Raw genomic sequence first — 16,482 nt, forward strand, 5'->3', positions numbered from 1 at the left:
GGGGCGGGCCCGCCTCTCCGGATCGTTCCTTCGATCAGAAGTCGTCCATGTCCTCGGGGGCGCCGGCGGGCGCCGCGGACTTCTTCTTCTCCTCCGGAATCTCCGTGATCGCCGCTTCCGCGGTCAGGAGCAGGCCCGCGACGGACACCGCGTTCTGGAGCGCCATCCGCGTGACCTTCGTCGGGTCGATGATGCCCATCTCGACGAGGTCGCCGTAGGTCTCGTTCGCCGCGTTGAAGCCGAACGCGCCGTTGCCTTCCTTGACCTTCGCGAGCACCACGGCCGGCTCGCCGCCGCCGTTACGCACGATCTGGCGCAACGGCTCCTCCACCGCCCGGTACAGAATGCGCACGCCGGCGCGCTGGTCCTCGTTGTCGACCTGCACCGAGTCGATCGCCTTCTGCGCCCGGATCAGCGCCACGCCGCCGCCCGGAACGATGCCTTCCTCGACCGCCGCGCGGGTCGCGTGCAGCGCATCCTCGACGCGGGCCTTCTTCTCCTTCATCTCGACCTCGGTGGCCGCGCCGACCTTGACCACGGCGACGCCGCCCGCGAGCTTCGCGACGCGCTCCTCGAGCTTCTCGCGATCGTAATCGGACGTCGTCTCCTCGATCTGCTGCTTCAGCTCCTTGATGCGGCCCTCGATCGCGCTCTTCTCACCGCCGCCGTCGACGATCGTCGTCTCCTCCTTGCCGACGCGGACGCGCTTCGCCGTGCCCAGATCCGCGAGCTGCACCTTCTCGAGGCTCAGGCCCACCTCCTCCGAGATCACCTTACCGCCGGTCAGGATCGCGATGTCCTGAAGCATGGCCTTGCGGTGATCGCCGAAGCCCGGCGCCTTCGCGGCGGCCGTCTTCAGAATGCCGCGCAGGTTGTTCACGACGAGCGTCGCGAGCGCCTCGCCCTCGATGTCCTCGGCGATGATCATCAGCGGCTTTCCGGCCTTCGCCACGGCCTCGAGCACCGGCAGGAGATCGCGGATGCTCGAGATCTTCTTGTCGTGGAGCAGGATGTACGGGTTCTCGAGCTCCGCCGACATCGTCTCCTTGTTGTTGATGAAATACGGCGAGAGATACCCGCGGTCGAACTGCATGCCCTCGACGAGCTCGAGCTCGTTCTCGATGCCGGAGCCCTCCTCGACAGTGATCACGCCCTCGCGGCCGACCTTGTCCATCGCGTCGGCGATGATGTTGCCGATCGACTCGTCGGCGTTCGCCGAGATCGTGCCGACCTGGGCGATCGCCTTGCGGTCCGTGCACGGCTTCGACAGCTTCTTCAGCTCCGCGACCGCCGCGGCCGCCGCCTTGTCGATACCGCGCTTGACATCCATCGGATCCATCCCGGCCGAGGCGGCCTTCAGGCCCTCGCGAAAGATCGCCTGCGCGAGCACCGTGGCCGTCGTCGTGCCGTCACCCGCGGTATCGGAAGTCTTCGACGCGACCTCCTTCACCATCTGCGCGCCGATGTTCTGGAACTTGTCCTCGAGCTGGATCTCTTTCGCCACCGTGACACCGTCCTTCGTGACTGTCGGCGCGCCCCAGCTCTTCTCGATCAGCACGTTGCGGCCCTTCGGGCCGAGCGTCTCCTTCACGGCGTTCGCCAGGATGTTGACGCCCTTCAACATCTCCTCGCGCGCTTGCTGCGCGAACACGAGTTGCTTAGCGGCCATTGCTCTTCCCTCTTCTCGCAATCACGGAAACCAGAATCACTTCTCGAACACGCCGAGGACGTCGTCTTCGCGAAGGACGATCAGCTCTTCGCCGTCGACCTTGACCTCGTTGCCCGAGTACTTGCCGAACAGCACCTGGTCGCCGGCTTTCACGTCGAGCGGGCGCACCTCGCCCGAGTCGAGGATCTTGCCTTTGCCGACGGCGATGACTTCACCACGGCTCGGCTTCTCGGCGGCCGTATCCGGAATGACGATTCCGCCCGGCGACGTTCGTGTGTCTTCCACGCGCTTCACGACCAGCCGGTCGTGCAAAGGACGGATCTTCATTTGTGGCAACCCTCCTGAAAGCACCAAGTTGCTGATTAGTATTGGTTAATTACAACTGTTAGCACTCTCGCTCGGAGAGTGCCACGCCAATATAGGGGCGATTCCAAGGCTGTCAAGAGGTTCCGCGGCCGCCGCGGAGCGGGCGCTCGGACCCGGGAAGGCGCGCGCGGCCGGGCCGGTGCTCGTCCCGCGCCCCGTCACACGGTGAACCGCACGCCTGGGTCAGTAACGGTCGAGCCGGTGCCAGGACCGCGTCGGCGACCGGCTCTTCCATCCATGGTACGGGTGCCGGGCGACGAGGCGCGGGTCGCGAAACACCAGCACGAGCACCGCACCTGCGACGAAACCGCCGACGTGCGCCCAAAAGGCCACGCCGCCGCCCTCGGCCCCGATCGACCCGAACCCGCTGAGCAGCTGGATCAGAAGCCAATACCCGAGCATCAGAAACGCCGGCACGGCGACGGTCGTGACGAAGAAGCCGAGAAAGACGAGCATGTGCACGTGAACGCGCGGGTAAAGCAGGATGTACGCGCCCATCACGCCGCCGATCGCGCCCGATGCGCCGACCATCGGGATCACGGAGTCGGAGTCGGCGAGCACCTGCGCGGCGGCTGCGGCGAGCCCGCTCAGCAGATAGAAGACCACGAAGCGGACGTGGCCCATCGAATCCTCGACGTTGTTGCCGAAGATCCAGAGGAACCACATGTTGCCGATGATGTGCAGCCAGCCGCCGTGCATGAACATCGACGTGAGCACCGTGTACCAGCTGGACGAGTCTCCGAGCACGCAATACAGATTCGCTCCGACCTGCAGGCGCGTGCCGGGCATCACGTTGCCGAGCAGCTCGCCGGGGATCAGGCCGAGCCGGCACACGGACGCCGACAATGCGGGCTCCGTGCCCATCCCCTGCAGCAGTACCCATGCCGCGACGTTGAGCGCGATGATCGCGTACGTGGCATACGGGGTCAGGATGTGCGGATTGTCGTCGCGGATCGGAAACATTCGAGTCCCTTCCTTCACGTGAGCGCCGCCGTCGACGCGGCGCGGACGCGCCCGTCGCCGGCGCGGGCATCGGGGCAGGCCGGAAGCCTCGACGCGGCGCGAGCTCCGGCATGGCCCGATCCCGGCCGCGCTCGGTTCGGGCACGCTAACATACCCGCAGCCGCGCGGACGATCACGGATCTGCGTCGCGCCCGGCCGGCCGACGACCGGCTGCCGCTCAAGCGTAGCGGTCGACGAAGCGCCGTGCGGCCCGCGCCATCTCGTCGAACACGTCCTCGGCCCCTCCGCGCTCCCGCCGCAGCACCCGGTATCCGTGATCGGCCGTGTCGAGCCAGTGCAGCTCGGCGCGCGGCAAGCCCGCGACGACGCGCTCGAGCAGATCGCGGCTTGCGAGCGCGTCGCGCGTTCCGGAGAGAAACAGCATCGGACGGGCGATTCGCGCGAGGTGCGCCGCCCGTTCCACGCCGGGACGCCCCGGTGCATGCAGCGGAAACGCGCAAAACACGAGCCCGCGAGCATCGAGCCCCGCGTCGGCGACCGCGTGGGAGGCCATCCGTCCGCCGAACGAGTGGCCGCCGGCCCAAAGCGGAAGCTCAGTGCGCTCGCGCGCCTCGGCGAACGCCGCGAGAATCCGCTCGACCGCGACGGCCGGCGAGTCGACGCGCTTGCGCCCGGCCTCGATGAACGGGAAATCGAAGCGCAGCGTGGCGATCCCTTGCCGGGCGAACGCATCGGCGATGGCCTGCATGTTACGGTGGCGCATGCCGGCACCCGCGCCGTGCGCGAGCACGAGCGCGGCAGCGGCGTTCGGCGGGCATTGCCAGAGCACGTTCATGCGTTTCGCACCGACGACGGGGATGCCGGGCGGCCCCTCCCCGGCAGGCATCGATTGGAGAAGCGAGCCCCCGCACGGCTGCAGCGCCGCGCGAAGAACGTTTATCCTACCTTCTTTTCAACGCAGCCGTTTCACAGAGGGAAGCACATGGCCGACAAGAAAATCATTGCAGTAGTGGGTTCGACGGGTGCCCAGGGCGGAGGGCTCTGTCGCGCGATTCTCGCGGATCCCTCGGGCGGCTTCGCCTGCCGTGCGATCACGCGCGATCCGAGCAAGGACCAAGCCAAGGTCCTCGCGGACGGTGGGGCCGAGGTCGTCGCGGCCGACCTCGACGACGTCGACAGCTTGAAGCGGGCGTTCGCCGGCGCGCACGGCGTCTTCGTCGTCACGAACTTCTGGGAGCACTTCTCGGGCGAGAAGGAGAAGGCGCAAGCGAAGAACGCGGCCGATGCGGCCAAGGCCGCGGGCGCGCGGCACGTCATCTGGTCCACCCTCGAGGACACCCGCAAGCTGATGTCGCCGGACGACAAGCGGATGCCGATGCTCCAGGAGAAGTACCGCGTGCCGCACTTCGACGCGAAAGCGGAAGCCGATGCGTACTTCTCAGGGCTTCCGGTCACGTATCTGCTCGCGTCGTTCTATTGGGACAACTTCTACATGTTCGGGCTGGGCCCGAAGAAAGGCGAGGACGGCCAGTACGCGTGGACGCTGCCGATGGGGAACGCGAAGCTCGCCGGTATCTCCGCCGACGATATCGGTCCGGTCGCTTACGGCATTTTCAAGGCGGGCGACACGTATGCCGGCAAGAGAGTCGGCATCATGGGCGAGGCGCTGACGCTCGAGCAGATGTGCCGCACGATTTCGGACGTTCTCGGCATCGGGCCCGTGAAGTACAACGCGGTCGAGCCGGACGCCTACCGCGCCTTCGGCTTCCCCGGAGCCGACGAGCTCGGAAACATGTTCCAGGTCTACCGTGACTTCGAGAGCGCGGTGCTCGGCGCCCGGAGCGTCGAGGAGACGCGGAAGCTGAATCCTGCGCTGAAGACGTTCGAGCAGTTCCTCAGAGCCAAGAAGGACGCAGTGCTCGCGTCGACGACGTCGTAACGCGGGCCGGGGGCCGCCGCCGGCGGCGGGCGGCCCCCGATCTTGACGCTCCGCCCGGGCGGAACGGGACCGGCGGAGCCGGCCGTGCTCACGAAACGGTGGCCCTGCCCTGCGTCGGGTGCGAAACTATCGCCGACTCGCCTCGGAGACGACGCGCTCCGGTGTGGAGTCCGAACGGCGCAAAAAACGGCCGGCAATCGGGGAGGCACCAAGTTGGCAACGAAGAAATCGACACACGGCATCGCACCGGATAACGAGGGAATCCACACGCGTACGGCGGACGGCGACGGCCGTGAAGCGCTGCGGGTAGGCCGGCGCGCGTTCTTGATGGGCACGGCCACGGGTGCCGCGGCGCTCGCGGTCAACGTCGGCGCGCAGGCGCAGACGCGCTCCGCCGACGGCTCGCCGGCCGTTCCGGCGCCATCCGCCGAGCAGGTGAATCGCGACGCCGGCAACGTGCGTCCGCCCGCGGGCTCGGCACGGGCGGTCGTTCGGCCGGGGTCGGATCTGATGGTCGAGACGCTGAAGGGCCTCGGCATCGAGTACGTGGCATCGAACCCCGGGTCGAGCTTCGAAGGCCTGCAGGAATCGATCGTCAACTACGGCAATCCGCCGAATACGATGCCGGAGTTCATCACGGCGCTCCACGAGGAGTCGGCCGTCGACATGGCGAACGGCTACGCGAAGGCCGAAGGCCGCCCGATGTGCGCGCTGCTGCACGGCACGATCGGCGTTCAGCACGCGTCGATGGCGATCTACCAGGCCTACTACGCGGGCACCCCGATGCTGCTGCTCGCCGGCCGCGACGACGGCTTCATCCAGGCGCACACGGCGAACGACATGGCCGCGATGGTGCGCAGCTACACGAAGTGGGATGCCCAGCCGAAGACGCTCGCGGAGTCGCTCGAAGCCCTTCAGGAAGCGTACCGGCAGGCGATCACGCCGCCCACGGGCCCCGCGCTCGTCGTCCTCGACATCGAGCTCCAGAAGGAGGAAGCCGGCGACTTGCAGGTGCCGGCCTATCGGCCGCCGCAGATCACAGGCATCGACACCGGCACGGCACGCGAGATCGCGCGCGCCCTCCTCGAGGCCCGCAATCCGCGGCTCGAGGTCGGTCGGCTGCGCACGCCGGACGGTGTCGCGAAAGCCGTCGCGCTCGCCGAGCTGGTCGGCGCATGCGTCGGCACGAGCGCGACCCGCGGGCCGATGAGCTTCCCGCAGCGGCACCCGCTCTGCGGGCCGGGCGCCGACACCGACTACGACTACACGCTCGGGCTCGAGACGGGTCCGGCCGACGTTGCGCTGGTCGGACCGGCGATCGCCTCGGTGTACGCCGCCCGCGACGCGATGGGCATCGGCTTCGGCGGCCTGCGCAGCGACGCGCCGCCGAACGCCCGGCGCGGGCGGGAGCCGGAGATCGGCCGGCGCATCGACGCGGACGCCGAGGCGAGCCTCGACGCGATCATCGCGGAGGCCACCCGCGCGATCACTGCCGGGCAGCGCCGCACGGTCGAAGAGCGCACCGCGCGCCACGCGACGGCGAACGCCGAGGCGTACGTGCGCGCGGTGACGCAGGCGGTCGAGGAGAAGCGGCAAGGCTGGAACGCAAGCCCCGTCAGCACGGCGCGGATCTACGCCGAGCTTTGGCCGCTCCTGATGAACGAGGACTGGTGCCTCGCCTCCCCGAGCAACTTCTCGGGCGGACATCATCGCGAGCTCTGGGAGCACAACCGGCCGTACAGCTACCTCGGCGGCCAAGGCGCGGGCGGAATGGGCTACGGCCTCGGCGCCTGCACCGGCGCGGCGCTCGCGGCGAAGCATCGCAATAGGATCGTCGTGAACGTGCAGACCGACGGCGACCTCAATTACGCGCCCGGCTCGCTGTGGACCGCGGTGCACCACCGACTGCCGATGCTGACGATCATGCACAACAACCGCGCATGGCATCAGGAGCTCATGTTCCTCGAGTTCATGGCCGGAGTACGCGGCCGCGGCACCGACCGCGCGCACATCGGCACCACGCTTCGCGACCCGTTCATCGATTACGCGAAGATGGCCCAGGGCTACGGCATGGCGAGCGAGGGGCCGATCGAGGATCCGTCGCAGCTCGCGGCCGCGCTGCGCCGCGGGGTCGAGTCGGTGAAGCGCGGCGAGCCATACCTGATCGACGTGATCACACAGCCGCGCTGACGGCCGAACACGCCACCGAGACATTCACAGGAAGAACGAAAGAACGATGAAATCGAGCTCGAGAGTCCTCGGCCTGCTCGCCGCCGCCGGCGCTGCAGCGTACGTCGGTGCCGTCCTCCCCGCCCTCGCGCAGAGCGGTGCCCCCGATCCCGAGATCGGCAAGCAGCTTTTCTACGAGCACGGGTGCTACGGCTGCCACGGCTTCAACGGCGAAACCGGCGTTCGAGACCTGGTCGCCACGAACAGCCCGATCATCGCCGACGTCGACGCGTTCATCACGTACCTTCGGCTTCGCGGCGATCAGGCGCCGCTGTTGCCGTCCACCCGGATGCCGAACTATCCCGAGAGCGCGTTGAGCGACGAGGAAGCGCGGCACATTTACGCGTACGTGAGCAGCTTCAAGCTGCACGCGCCGGAGGTGGAGGACGTGCCCACGCTCCAGGCGATCATCGAGTCGGCCTCGAGGCCGTACGAGCCCCAACGGTAGCCGTTCGCCGCTGCGCTGCCGCATGACTCCGCGCTTCGGGGCCGGCTGAGCCGTCGGCGGCACGCACGGTGTCGGTCGAGCGGGTGCCCGGGCCGTCCGGGCGGGTGTCGCGCGTCCCGATCGGGAGGACGCACGCCGCTATCGCAGTCTGCATCGGCGCCGCTGCGGCGCTCGCGCTCCCCGCGCCCGAGGGGTGGGCGGAGCCGCAGTTCCGCGCGGCGCTGCTGACTCTCGTCACGATCACGGCTTGGGCCACCGGCGCCCTGCCGATCGGCGTCACGGCGCTGCTCTTCTTCCTCCTCGCGATGCTCCTCGGCGTGCAGCCGCCGGAGGTCGTGTTCTCGGGCTTCGCCGCGCCTGCGTTCTGGCTCGTGTTCGGCGGCATCGTGATCGGCGTCGCCGTACGCCATACCGGGCTCGGGGAGCGCATCGCACGAGCGAGCGCCGCGGCGATCGGCGGGTCGTACCTCGCCGTGCTCGCAGGCGTCGCGCTCGCGGCCACGCTGCTCGCGTTCCTGATGCCGTCCAGCATGGGCCGGGTGCTGACGATGACGCCGATCGTGCTCGCGATGGCGGAGCGTTACGGGTTCGGGCCGGGACGCCCGGGCCGAGCGGGCATGGTGATGGTCGCGACCTGCGTCGCGTTTCTGCCGTCGGGCGCGATCTTGACGGCGCTCGTCCCGAATCTCGTGCTGGCCGGCGCCGCCGACAACCTTTACGGCGTTCAATTCGGCTATGCGGAGTATCTCCTCGCGCATTTCCCGGTCATGGGCCTGCTGCGAACCGTCGCGATCGTGCTCGTCGCTCGGCTGCTGTTCGCCGATTCTCCGGAGGCGCGTCCCGCCGAGCCGGACGGGCCGCCGATGACGCGCCGCGAGATCCGGCTTGCCGCGCTGCTCGCGGCCGCGCTCGCGCTGTGGATGACGGATCCGTGGCACGGCGTTGCACCGGCATGGACGGCGCTCGCGGCCGCCGTGCTCCTCCTCGTGCCCGGTTTCGACTTCACGCCGCGGAACGCGTTGAGCGAGAAGATCGACTACGCCTCCGCCCTCTACGTCGCTGCCGTGCTCGGCCTCGGGGCCGTGATCGCCGAGACCGGGCTCGCCGCGAAGGGCGGTGCATGGCTGACCGGCGTGCTCCCGCTTTCGCCCGGCGCCGACGGCCCGAACGCCTACGTGCTGACGGTCTGCTCGGCGGTGCTCGGGCTGCTCGTCACGAACCCCGGCGTTCCGGTCGTGCTCGGCCCGCTCGCCGGAGAGCTGGCCGCGCTCTCGGGGCTGCCGGTGGACACGGTGCTGATGACGCAGGTCGCGGGCTTCTCGAACGTGATCCTGCCGTATCAGGCCTCGCCGGTGCTGGTCGGCATCGCGCTCGGCGGCGTCTCGCTGCGCGACGGCACGCGCATGCTCCTGTGGATGACCGCGATCACGTTCGTCGTGCTCCTGCCGCTCGAGCTCGTCTGGTGGCAGTGGATCGGGCTGCTGTGAGCGGAGCCGTGGGGCGCTCGCGACGAGCGCATACGCGCCGTTTTACAATGCCGGCAGGGCAGCGGGACCGGCGCCGGCGTGTGCCGCAAGCGATCGAGGAGTCGAGATGCCTTTGACGCCCGAGGAGCTCGAGGAGCTCAGGGAAAACTTCGAGTACAACGACTCGAACGCCGACGGCCGGATCGAGTTCGAGGAATTCGTGAACATGCTGGCCGCGCTCGATGCGGCCGGAGGGCTCGAGGAGGCGCGGGTCGGCTTCGACTCGATCGATTCGGATCACGACGGATCGATCGATTTCGACGAGTTCACGGCGTGGTGGAGCGAGCAGTGACGCGCGGACGCGCCCGGCGTCGTCTCCGCGGGCATCACTCGCGCGGCCGCACCCGAACGCCGTCTGCGATCAGCTCTCCCGGATACAGTACGACGCGCTCCCCGGCCTCGATTCCCGAGAGGATCTGAACCGTCCGACCGTTGTCGCGCCCGACCGCGACCGGCGTGAGGCGCGCCACGTCGCCGTCGACGCGGAACACCGCCCATTCTTCGCGGCTCCGGAACAGCGCCCCGACGGGCGCCTGCACGACGCCCTCCTCCGACCATACGACGACCGCGGCCTCGACGCGATAACCGTGGCCGAGCATCGCCCATTCGGACGGAGGGCTCACCAGATCGACGATGACGTTCACGCGCTGCTCCTCGACGCCGAGCGCCGAGATTTTCGTGAAGCCGTAAGGCTCGACGAGGCGCACGCGCCCGCGAAGCGGTTCGCCGCCGCCGAAATCCTCGAGGATCACGTCGTCGCCGGGCTCCACCTGCACCGCGTCCGTCGACAGCATCTCGACGACGACCTCGAGATCGGCCGGATCGCCGAGCGTCAGGATCTCACTGCCGGCCGCGATCACGCCGGCGCTCTCGTGCGCGACCCGCAGCACGCGGCCGGAGATCGGCGCTCGAACCTCGACTACGGCGGCCGCCTCGTCGGTGTCGCCCGGCTGAATCAGGCGGGCCCGCGCCGCTTCGAGCTCCGCCTCGCGCAGCTCGAGCGTGTCCTGCGCGCGGGCGAGTGCGGTCTCCGCCACCCGCGCGCGGAGCTCTGCGCGATCGAGGGCATCGGGGGCCGCGAGATCCTCCGAGCGGAGGTTGCGGACGCGCTCGAGGTCGGTGCGCGCGAACCGCGCCTCGGCTTCGGCGCGCTCGAGCTCCGCGCGCGCCACGGATAACGCCGCGGCAGCCGCGTCGGCGGCCGCGCGGAGCTCGGCCTGCGTGCGGGCATCCACGAACGCCGGCGCGCTCGGCTCGATGCGCGCCACGACGTCCCCGGCGTGCACGTGCGCCCCGGGCTTGAGCGCGACGCGCTGCAGCTTGCCCGCGACCGGCGCCGAGACGACGTACTCGTTGCGCACCCGCGTCCGGCCCTCGTCACGGACGGTCACGAGCATCGGGCCGCTCCACGTCTCCGCGACGTCCACGGCGACCGGCTGCGGCCGGAACGCGAGCGCGATCAGAACCACGACGACCGCGGCCGCGGCGCCCCAGAACAGCGTACGGAATCTCGGCTTCATCCCGTGTCCTCGATTCGCTCGTTCCGCTGCATCTCAGTCGCGGCTCTTCAGGACGGAGACGAGATCCATCCGGTCGAGCCGGCGCCGGACCAGCAGGCCGGAGACCGCCGTGACGACGATGACCACGAGGCCGGCATACCCGTAGGTCGCCGGCTCGATCACGAACGGCAGGCGAAACAGGTCCGAGCTCATCGCCTGCGCGAGCGACCAGGCGAGGCCCGTGCCGAGCGCCGCACCGATCGGGAGCGCGAGCAGCGTCAGAAACGCGATCTCGCCGAGCAAAATATAGGAGACCTCGGTCCGCGTGAAGCCGAGCACGCGCAGCGACGCGAGCTCGTGCTGGCGCTCGGCGAACGCGATCCGCACGCTGTTGTACACGACCCCGATCGCGATCAGCGCGGCGAACGCCGTGTAGATCGAGATCGAGAGCCCGATGTTCTGGTCCATGATCTCCGTGAAGTTGCGCTGCGCGATGCGCTGGAGCGCCACGCTCGAGACGTCGGGCATCGCCTTGAGCTCCGCGTAGAGCGCCTCCGTCGCGGCGTCGTCGACCATCAGATATCCGCCGGAGACCACCGGCCCTTCGTGCAGGAGCCGGTTGAGATCGTCGATCAGCATCCGGGCGCCCGATCCGATGAAGGTCGTCGTGACGGCGGAGACCGGCACCTCGAGGACCGGCCGTCGGCCCTCCGTGACCTCCACGACGAGCGTCTCGCCGGCGTCGATGCCGAGCTTGTCGGCGAGATCGCGCGACAGGACGAGGCCGCCGGGCGGCGGCACGACGGCGTTGCGGCGCGTGTCGATCATCCGCGACAACGTCCCGTCGAGCGGCATGCCGACGAGCGACGCCCGCTCCTCGAATTGCCCGTGGCGCAGCCGCACCGGCACGGCGCGGTAGGGTTCGCCGCCGAGAACGCCGGGGGCGCGGAGCAGCTCGAAATAGGCCGAGCGCGCGCGCGGCTCGACGAAGCTCACCTGCACGTCGTGACGATTCGCGACGTTGAAGTAAACGGCGATCATCTCCGCGACGGCATCCGTGAAAAACAACGTGCCGATCAGAAGCGCACCCGAGACCGCGACGCCGACGCACGTGAAGGCCGCGCGAAGCGGGAAGCGCACGATCTGGCGCAGGATCATCCGCGTCTGCTGATCCAGCACGCGGAGCGCCGTGACGCGCGCGCCGAGCGCTTTCGAGTAGTCGGGCGGCGGCGGAGCGGCCATCGCCTCGGCCGGCGCGATCGTCGCCGCGCGCCGAACGGCGAGCACGGCGCCGCCCGCGACCGCGGCCACCGTGACGCCGGCGACGAACGCGTATCCCCGCGGGTCGGTCTCGAACAGGAAGAGCGGGAAGCGGTAGTAGTTCGTGTAGAGCGAAGCGAGCTGCCGCCCGAGGTAGATCCCGAGCCCGCTGCCGATCGCGAGCCCGACCGCGGCAACGATGCCGACGAGCTTCATGTAGTGCAGGACGACCGCGGCGTCGGAGTAGCCGAACGCCTTCATGAGCCCGATCTCCGTGCGCTCGGTCGCGATCAGTCGCGATATCACGACGTTGACGAGAAACGCCGCGACGGCGAGAAAGATCGGCGGGAGCACGCTGCCCATCGTGCGGAGCTGGTCGATCTCGCTCGAGATGAAGGCGTCGGAAATCTGCTCGTCGCGGCCGTATGCGCCGGCCGCGCCGTACGGCTCGAGCAGCATGTCGAGCGCCGCGATCACCGCGCGCTCGTTCGCGCCGTAGTCGAGCCGCACGACGGCCTCGTTGAAGGCGCCTTCCTGGTTCACCGCCTCGGCGAGCGCGTCGCGCTCCATCCACAGCACGCCGTAGAGCCGGTCGTCGGGAACGAGCTGCCCGGGCGCGATCGCGTACACGTGCTCCGGCGACAGCGCGATGCCGACGACCGTGAGATTCTCGCGGCCGCCGTAGATCGTGGCCGGCACGCGGTCGCCGATCGAGAGGTCGTGCGCCGCGGCGAAGCTGTCGAGCACCACGGCCTCGTCGCGGCGCCCGGGCTGCGGCAGCCGCCCGCGCAGCAGGTAGATCTGGTTCACCGAAGGCTCGCCGCTTTCCGGCAGCGAGAAGATTTCCCCGGTCGCGGGCTCCTCCATGCCGGGCATGTCGAACAGGGCCGGCGCGCGCACCCGGGTCTCCGCGGCCTGCACGCCTTCGATCGCCCGGATCTCACCGAGCAACGCGTTCGGCGCGCGCACGACGGGCGCCCAGATGTCCGCGAACCGGTAGCGCTCGTAGTACGCGCGGCGCGTTTCCGAGAGCGAGGACAGCATCCCGGATGCAACGAGATGCACGGCGACGCCGCCCGCGATCACGAAGGCGATCGCGAGCGCCTGGCCGCGCATGCCGAGCAGATCCCTGACGAGCTTGCGATCGAGCGACGCCATCCACGCCGGGAAACGCAGCCGCCTCACCACGAGAGCTCCGCGGGCTCCTTGCGCTGCGCGTTCCGGCGCTGCTCCCGCACTTGGCCGTCCGAGAAGGTGATCACGCGATCCGCCATATCCGCAACGGCCGCATTGTGCGTGATCAGGAGCGTCGTCGCGTGCATCGCCTCGTTGACGTTCTTCAGCGCCTCGAGCACGCGGACGCCCGTGGCGCTGTCGAGCGCGCCGGTCGGCTCGTCGCACAGCAGCACCGACGGCCGCTTCGCGATCGCGCGAGCGATCGCGACCCGCTGCTGCTCGCCGCCCGAGAGCTGGGAAGGAAAGTGATCGAGGCGCTTCTCGAGGCCGACGAGCGCGAGCGCCTCCTCGGGCGGCATGGGCTCCTCGGCGATCTCGGTGACGAGCGCGACGTTCTCGCGGGCCGTGAGGCTCGCCATCAGGTTGTAGAACTGGAACACGAAGCCGACGTGCTGCCGGCGGTACATCGTGAGCTCGCGCTGCGTGGCGTGCGTGAGCTCTCGGTCACGAAAGAACAGCCGCCCGGCCGTCGGGCGGTCGAGCCCGCCGAGGATGTTCAAGAGCGTCGACTTGCCGCTGCCGGACGCCCCGAGCAGCACGACCAGCTCCCGCTCGGGCAGCTCGAGGTCCACACCGCGCAGGGCATGCACGGCGCCTGCGCCGCTGCCGTAGACCTTCGTGATGCCCTCGGTCTTGAAGCAGAGGCGCTCGGCGGAAGCGGGCTCGATCGTCATCACGCCGCCCCGCCCGCCATGCGCTCAATAATCGGCGCCGACGGCCGCGTCGGCAACCGGCCGGTCGACGATCGGCGCGGCGCCTTCCCACTCCTCCTCGTCGTCCCGCCCGTCCTGCTGCCGGCGCCACATCGCTGCGTAATGCCCGTTCTCGAGCAGCAGGTCCGCGTGCTTGCCGCGCTCGACGATTCTGCCGTCGTGCAGCACGATGATCTCGTCGCAATCGACGATCGTCGACAGCCGATGCGCGATCACGAGCGTGGTGCGGCCGCGGGAGACCTCGCGCAGCGCGCGCTGGATCTCCTGCTCGGTGCGGCTGTCGAGCGCAGACGTGGCTTCGTCGAACAGCAGAATCCGCGGCTGCTTCAGAATCGTGCGCGCGATCGCGATCCGCTGCTTCTCGCCGCCGGAAAGCTTGAGGCCGCGCTCACCCACGAGCGTCCGGTAGCCGTCCGGCGACGACATGATGAAGTCGTGAATCGCGGCGTGCCGCGCGGCCTGTTCAACCTCCGCGGGGCTCGCGCCGGGCCGGCCGTACTCGATGTTGTAATAGACGGTGTCGTTGAACAGCACCGTATCCTGCGGCACGATCCCGATCGCCGCGCGCACGCTCGCCTGCGTTACGGTGCGCAAGTCCTGTCCGTCGATCCGGATGGCGCCTTCGTTGACGTCGTAGAAGCGGAACAGCAGCCTGGAGATCGTCGATTTTCCCGCTCCGCTCGCCCCGACGATCGCCACGCGGTGCCCGGCCGGCACGCGAAACGAAACATCCTTCAGGATCGGCCTGCGCGGATCGTACGCGAAGGAGACCTGGTCGAACTCCACCGTGCCCGGCCCGGGCGCGAGGGGCCGCGCGTCGGGCGAATCCTGGATCTCCGCGTGGACCTCGAGCAGGCTGAACATGGCCTCCATGTCGGTCAGCGCCTGCTTGATCTCGCGATAGACGAAGCCGAGGAAGTTGAGCGGAATGTAGAGCTGGATCAGATACGTGTTGACGAGCACGAAGTCGCCCACGGACATCGTCCCAGCGATCACGCCCCGCCCGGCCATCGTCATCAGCGCACCGAGGCCCGTGCCGATGATCACGGCCTGGCCGATGTTCAGCAGCGACAGCGAGGTGCGGCTCAGCACGGAAGCCCGCTCGTAGCGCTCGAGCGACTGGTCGTAGCGCTTGGCCTCGTAGTCCTCGTTGCCGAAGTACTTCACCGTCTCGTAATTCAGAAGGCTGTCGATCGCACGCGTGTTCGCCTCCTGGTCCGTTTCGTTCATCCTCCGCCGGTATTTGAGCCGCCATTCGGTCACGACGAGCGTGTAAGCGACATAGGCCGCGACGAAACCGAACGTGACGACCGCGTACCACACGTCGAAGAACGCCCACAGGATGCCGCAGACGAGCGCGACCTCGATCAGCGTGGGCAGAATGTTGAAGAGCACGAACCAGAGCAGGGAGTCGATGCCGTTCGTCCCCCGCTCGATCGCGCGCGACAAGCCGCCCGTCTGACGCTCGAGGTGGAACCTGAGCGACAGCGCGTGCAGGTGCCGGAACGTGCGCAGCGCGACGGTGCGAATGGCGCGCTGCGCGACCTTCGCGAACACCGCGTCGCGCAGCTCCTGGAACCCGCTCGATGCGATCCTGAGAAGCGCGTAGCCGACCAGCAGCGCGACCGGTAACGTCAGGGCCGCGTTCCCGGGGTTCGCGAAGAGATCGACCATCTCCTTGAACAGGATCGGGACGTAGACCGTCGCGATCTTGGCGCCGGCGAGGAACGCGAGCGCGAGCGCGACGCGCGCGCGCATCGCGACGCTGCTCGCTGGCCACAGATGCGGAGCGAGCGATTTCAGCGCGGACCATTCGAAGCCGGCGGGGCGCCGGATCAAGACATCGTTGGGATTCGAGCTCATGACGGGCCGTGAACGGTGACTGGATAGTATACCTGTCGCCGCCGGGAGCGTCGGCGCAGCCCCTGTCGCCGCAGGGGCGCCGGCGCGCCCTATTGCCGCCGGGAGCGGCGGCGCAAGCCGGCCCGGCGCCGGCCTGGCCCTGGCACACAACTTGCTCGTCGCGCATCGACCCCATTGGGAGGCCGACGATGCCCGAAGGCTTGCGCGAACGCGGACCGGGTAAAGCGCGAAAAGCGCTGCTGCTGATCGACGTGATCAACGCTCTCGAGTTCGACGGCGGCGATCAGTTGCTGCCGTCCGCCCTCGAGATGGCCGACTGCATCGTCGCGCTGAAGGACGCTACCTACTTGCGCAACGTGCCGACGATCTACGTGAACGACAACTTCTCCCGCTGGCAGTCGAACTTCGACCTGCTGGTCGAGAGCTCCCTCGAAAGCGGAGTGAAGGGAGCGCCGGTCATCCGCAAGCTCGTGCCGGATGCCCGGGACTATCACGTGCTGAAGCCGCATCAGTCCGGCTTCTTCGGCACGCCGCTGTCGCTGCTCCTCGAGCACCTCGAGGTGTCCGATCTGATTCTCGCCGGGCTGACGACCGACCGCTGCGTGATGTTCACGGCGATCGACGCGTACATGCGCGGCTACCGAATCGGCGTCCCTTCCGATTGCTGCGCGGCGATCGAACGCCGGCACCACGAGGATGCGCTCGGCTACATCGAGCGCGTGCTGAAGGCGGACGTTCGGCCGTGGGCCGACCAGCTCGGCCGCGAGTGAC

14 protein-coding genes are annotated in these 16,482 nt (G+C 68.9%); 6 read left to right on the forward strand and 8 right to left on the reverse strand.

All coding sequences use genetic code 11. The features are described 5' to 3' along the window. Positions 1-34: 34 nt before the first annotated feature. The 4 genes from groL to VF329_12580 all read right to left on the reverse strand — a co-directional run bounded on the left by groL (position 35) and on the right by VF329_12580 (position 3,833). Positions 35-1,669, reverse strand: a complete 1,635-nt coding sequence (groL, locus tag VF329_12565) for a chaperonin GroEL (protein HEX7081837.1) — start codon at positions 1,667-1,669, stop codon at positions 35-37. A 36-nt stretch (positions 1,670-1,705) separates the two neighbouring features. After that, positions 1,706-1,996 carry a co-chaperone GroES gene (locus VF329_12570; GenBank protein ID HEX7081838.1) on the reverse strand — a complete coding sequence of 97 codons (291 nt, stop codon included), beginning with the start codon at positions 1,994-1,996 and terminating at the stop codon, positions 1,706-1,708. A gap of 222 nt (positions 1,997-2,218) precedes the next feature. Then, entirely contained in the window at positions 2,219-2,998 is a 780-nt protein-coding gene (locus tag VF329_12575; GenBank protein ID HEX7081839.1) for a rhomboid family intramembrane serine protease, read from the reverse strand. Between the two features lie 217 nt (positions 2,999-3,215). After that, entirely contained in the window at positions 3,216-3,833 is a 618-nt protein-coding gene (locus tag VF329_12580) for an alpha/beta fold hydrolase (protein HEX7081840.1), read from the reverse strand. A gap of 147 nt (positions 3,834-3,980) precedes the next feature. Between VF329_12580 and VF329_12585 the strand changes: the two genes are divergently transcribed. From VF329_12585 to VF329_12605, 5 genes are all read left to right on the forward strand, one after another. After that, the gene (locus VF329_12585) at positions 3,981-4,937 is read left to right on the forward strand and encodes an NmrA/HSCARG family protein (GenBank protein ID HEX7081841.1); all 957 of its coding nucleotides are present in this window, start codon (positions 3,981-3,983) and stop codon (positions 4,935-4,937) included. A gap of 213 nt (positions 4,938-5,150) precedes the next feature. Beyond that, positions 5,151-7,127: a thiamine pyrophosphate-dependent enzyme gene (locus VF329_12590; protein HEX7081842.1), complete on the forward strand. Its 1,977-nt coding sequence runs from the start codon at positions 5,151-5,153 to the stop codon at positions 7,125-7,127. A 46-nt stretch (positions 7,128-7,173) separates the two neighbouring features. Further along, positions 7,174-7,614, forward strand: a complete 441-nt coding sequence (locus VF329_12595; protein ID HEX7081843.1) for a cytochrome c — start codon at positions 7,174-7,176, stop codon at positions 7,612-7,614. A gap of 68 nt (positions 7,615-7,682) precedes the next feature. Next, positions 7,683-9,101 carry an SLC13 family permease gene (locus VF329_12600; protein HEX7081844.1) on the forward strand — a complete coding sequence of 473 codons (1,419 nt, stop codon included), beginning with the start codon at positions 7,683-7,685 and terminating at the stop codon, positions 9,099-9,101. Positions 9,102-9,207: 106 nt separating this feature from the next. Beyond that, positions 9,208-9,432, forward strand: coding sequence for an EF-hand domain-containing protein (locus VF329_12605; GenBank protein HEX7081845.1), 225 nt, complete (start codon positions 9,208-9,210; stop codon positions 9,430-9,432). Positions 9,433-9,466: 34 nt separating this feature from the next. Here VF329_12605 and VF329_12610 read toward each other — a convergent pair whose 3' ends face one another. The 4 genes from VF329_12610 to VF329_12625 are packed head-to-tail and all read right to left on the reverse strand — an operon-like array spanning position 9,467 to position 15,711. After that, a complete protein-coding gene (locus VF329_12610) occupies positions 9,467-10,660 on the reverse strand; it encodes an HlyD family efflux transporter periplasmic adaptor subunit (protein HEX7081846.1) in 1,194 nt (397 codons plus the stop codon). Between the two features lie 33 nt (positions 10,661-10,693). Then, positions 10,694-13,084 carry an ABC transporter permease gene (locus tag VF329_12615; protein ID HEX7081847.1) on the reverse strand — a complete coding sequence of 797 codons (2,391 nt, stop codon included), beginning with the start codon at positions 13,082-13,084 and terminating at the stop codon, positions 10,694-10,696. Continuing rightward, the gene (locus tag VF329_12620; GenBank protein HEX7081848.1) at positions 13,081-13,809 is read right to left on the reverse strand and encodes an ABC transporter ATP-binding protein; all 729 of its coding nucleotides are present in this window, start codon (positions 13,807-13,809) and stop codon (positions 13,081-13,083) included. Before VF329_12620 ends, VF329_12615 begins: the two co-directional genes overlap by 4 nt. 24 nt (positions 13,810-13,833) lie before the next feature. Beyond that, positions 13,834-15,711: an ABC transporter ATP-binding protein/permease gene (locus tag VF329_12625; protein HEX7081849.1), complete on the reverse strand. Its 1,878-nt coding sequence runs from the start codon at positions 15,709-15,711 to the stop codon at positions 13,834-13,836. 188 nt (positions 15,712-15,899) lie between these two features. On the opposite strand from VF329_12625, the gene VF329_12630 reads away from it, so the two are divergent. Then, positions 15,900-16,481 carry an isochorismatase family cysteine hydrolase gene (locus tag VF329_12630; protein ID HEX7081850.1) on the forward strand — a complete coding sequence of 194 codons (582 nt, stop codon included), beginning with the start codon at positions 15,900-15,902 and terminating at the stop codon, positions 16,479-16,481. Position 16,482: the final 1 nt, after the last annotated feature.

This window comes from Gammaproteobacteria bacterium (genome assembly GCA_036381015.1).
Lineage (GTDB): Bacteria > Pseudomonadota > Gammaproteobacteria > Steroidobacterales > Rariloculaceae > ZC4RG20.

Excerpts from the sequence above, each read along its gene's own strand:
- groL (HEX7081837.1), bottom strand. The coding sequence starts at position 1,669 with ATGGCCGCTAAGCAACTCGTGTTCGCGCAGCAAGCGCGCGAGGAGATG.
- VF329_12570 (HEX7081838.1), bottom strand. The coding sequence starts at position 1,996 with ATGAAGATCCGTCCTTTGCACGACCGGCTGGTCGTGAAGCGCGTGGAA.
- VF329_12575 (HEX7081839.1), bottom strand. The coding sequence starts at position 2,998 with ATGTTTCCGATCCGCGACGACAATCCGCACATCCTGACCCCGTATGCC.
- VF329_12580 (HEX7081840.1), bottom strand. The coding sequence starts at position 3,833 with ATGAACGTGCTCTGGCAATGCCCGCCGAACGCCGCTGCCGCGCTCGTG.
- VF329_12585 (HEX7081841.1), top strand. The coding sequence starts at position 3,981 with ATGGCCGACAAGAAAATCATTGCAGTAGTGGGTTCGACGGGTGCCCAG.
- VF329_12595 (HEX7081843.1), top strand. The coding sequence starts at position 7,174 with ATGAAATCGAGCTCGAGAGTCCTCGGCCTGCTCGCCGCCGCCGGCGCT.
- VF329_12605 (HEX7081845.1), top strand. The coding sequence starts at position 9,208 with ATGCCTTTGACGCCCGAGGAGCTCGAGGAGCTCAGGGAAAACTTCGAG.
- VF329_12610 (HEX7081846.1), bottom strand. The coding sequence starts at position 10,660 with ATGAAGCCGAGATTCCGTACGCTGTTCTGGGGCGCCGCGGCCGCGGTC.
- VF329_12620 (HEX7081848.1), bottom strand. The coding sequence starts at position 13,809 with ATGACGATCGAGCCCGCTTCCGCCGAGCGCCTCTGCTTCAAGACCGAG.
- VF329_12625 (HEX7081849.1), bottom strand. The coding sequence starts at position 15,711 with ATGAGCTCGAATCCCAACGATGTCTTGATCCGGCGCCCCGCCGGCTTC.
- VF329_12630 (HEX7081850.1), top strand. The coding sequence starts at position 15,900 with ATGCCCGAAGGCTTGCGCGAACGCGGACCGGGTAAAGCGCGAAAAGCG.